At 71.6% G+C, this 2,512-nt stretch carries 1 protein-coding gene and 1 pseudogene; both read right to left on the reverse strand.

Annotated elements, in window-relative coordinates; translation table 11 throughout:
* A pseudogene (locus tag G6019_RS09210) lies at positions 1–421 on the reverse strand (protein kinase family protein); the annotation flags it as partial.
* A gap of 88 nt (positions 422–509) precedes the next feature.
* The gene (murJ, locus tag G6019_RS09215) at positions 510–2,345 is read right to left on the reverse strand and encodes a murein biosynthesis integral membrane protein MurJ (protein WP_107757874.1); all 1,836 of its coding nucleotides are present in this window, start codon (positions 2,343–2,345) and stop codon (positions 510–512) included.
* Positions 2,346–2,512 lie beyond the last annotated feature (167 nt).

Below are 2,512 nucleotides of genomic sequence, written 5' to 3' on the forward strand. Positions count from 1 at the left end.
GGGTGGCGGCGTCGGCCAGCCCCCACATCGCGGCCACGGCGGAATCGGGGTCCGGGTCACCGACAGCGGCGGCGAGGCTGCGGCCGGGTATCCATTCGCAGACCACGATGCCCCCGGCGCGGCCGCGGATGACGTCGAGCACCCGGGCGAGGCCGTCCGAGTACACGCGGGTCAGGGCGACCGTGCGGTCCAGGACCCCCGTCGCCGAGCCCGGGGGGTCCTCCCCGGGTAGAGGGTCGACGAAGATCAGCGCGACATCGCGACCGAGTCGCTTGTCACGGGCGCGCCAGAACGCCTGGCCGACCACTCCGCCGTGCGATTCGAGGAGTTGGTAGCGCCCTCCCGATACCAGTCCCCCGACGGTCAGGCGCGGTGGGCCCGAGGGCGAACCCTGCCCCGGAACACCGTTCACATCGCCCACCCGTAGACCTCCTCGACGACGCGGCCGTCCTGCCTATCCGCCCGCTCCTGATGCTCCGAGTGTACGGCCCGCGCGTCCCGGGACACGACTATCGCCTCAGACGCCCCACCAGGCCTCGGAGGACGGGTGCGACGGCGTCCAGCTCCGGGAGGCGTGACCGGGACAGGATCAGACCGGTGACCACGAGGGTGATGACCGCGGCGAGCCCGGCCCGGACCACGAACCCGATGCTTCCGACCGCGTCGGTCAGTGCGTCCATGGGCAGGAGGGTGTCGACGGCGAGGGCGACGAGAGCTCCTGCGGCCGACGCCCCCACCGTCCAGACCGCTGACGTCGCCGTCTCGCGCCCACGCAGGGAGCCGAGCCGGCGCCGGAGCAGGACGTACCCGGCGACCGCGCCCACGACCCAGCCGATCCCGTTGGCCAGGGCGAGGCCGATCACCACGTGGGAGCGCTCGTCGGCCACCATCGGGACGATGAGTGACAGGACCACGCGGACGACGGTGATCGCGAGGATCATGACGGTGGGGGTCCAGTAGTCCTCGCGCGCGTAGAACACGCGCTGCTGGAGGAGGACCACCGCGTACGGCACCAGGGTGAACGCCCCGAAAGCGAGCGTCAGGCCCAGGATCTCGGCATTCTGGGCGTCGAAGTTGCCGTACCGGAACAGGCCGGTGGCGATCGTGGGACCGAAGGCCGTCATGACGGCGATGATCGGCACGAGCCCGAAGAGGGACAGCCTGGTGCCGAGGGAGATGTCCCGCACGACCGCGTCCGTGCGCCCGGCGACGCCGTTGTCGGCCAACCGCGGGTTGATGGCCGTCAGCAGGGTCACGCCGATGATCCCGTACGGCACCTGCAGCAGCAGCCAGTACGTGCCGTAGATGGCGATGGCCGCCTCGTCGGCCGCGGAACCGATGCGGTTGGTCATGACCAGACCGACCTGCGAGATGAACACGTACGCCAGCCCGGCCAGGGCGTTGCCGCCGAACTGGCGGATCCGGGGGTCCAGTCCCCACTGGGGGCGCAGCACCACGCCGGCGCGGCGCAGCGCGGGCAGCAGGACCGCCGCCTGGACCACCACTCCGAGGGTCGTGCCCAGGCCGAGCAGCAGGATCGGTGCGCTCAGGAGATTCACCGGTGCCGCGGGGTCGATGCCACTGCCGACGACCGCGAAGAGCGCGAGGGTCGCGATGGCCACGAGGTTGTTCCACACCGGGGCCCAGGCACCCGGCCGGAAGATCCCGTTGTAGTTGAGCACGGCGAGCATGACCGAGAAGACGCCGTAGAAGAAGATCTGCGGCAGCAGCAGGAACGCGAAGGCCGTGGCCAGGTCCGTGTTGACCTCGCCGTCACCGAGGTTGAGCTCGGTGAGCAGCGGCGCGCAGGCCACGGCCACGACCGTCGCGACCAGCGCCAACAACGAGGTGGCCGTGAGCAGCCGCCTGATGAACGACACCCCCCCGTCCGGGTCCTCCTGGGCGGCGCGGGCCAACAGGGGCATGAACATGGCGGTGAGGACCGACCCCAGGACGAGCTCGGTGATCATGTTGGGAAGAGTGTTGGCGGTGTTGAACGCCGAGGCGACGGCGGGGCCGAGGATGGTGAGGATGAGGATCATCCGCACGAAACCGGTGATCCTGCTCGCGAGGTTCGCCACCGCCATCGATCCGGTGGACCGCATCACCGAGGCATCGGAGGAGTCGCGGGTGGTGTGACCGGTCCCCCCGCCCCGGGTCGTCGGGGCCGCCGGGACCGGGACCACGGGGTCCGCGGGTACCGAGTCCGGCGCGAAGGAGTCGGCCACGGGCGGCGGCGAGACCGGGCGGGTCGAGACGCAACTGCCCGATTCGCGGCGGCGGCCCCGCAATCCGGGGTCCGGTCTACGCAGCCCGGGTTCGCGGGAACCCTGCTCGTCGGTCACGGTCGGTGCCCTTCGTCCGCGGGGTCGAGGATCCCCCGACGGTAGCGCAGGTACCGGCGGCCCCCGAGGACGAGGGCGAGCGCGGCCGCCGCGATCGCGAATCCCTGGGCCACGGGGTACCCCCCGGACTGGACCGACAGTTCGACCGGGTCGGACAGCCGCGTCCA

The organism is Dietzia sp. DQ12-76 (genome assembly GCF_014145045.1).
Classification (GTDB): domain Bacteria; phylum Actinomycetota; class Actinomycetes; order Mycobacteriales; family Mycobacteriaceae; genus Dietzia.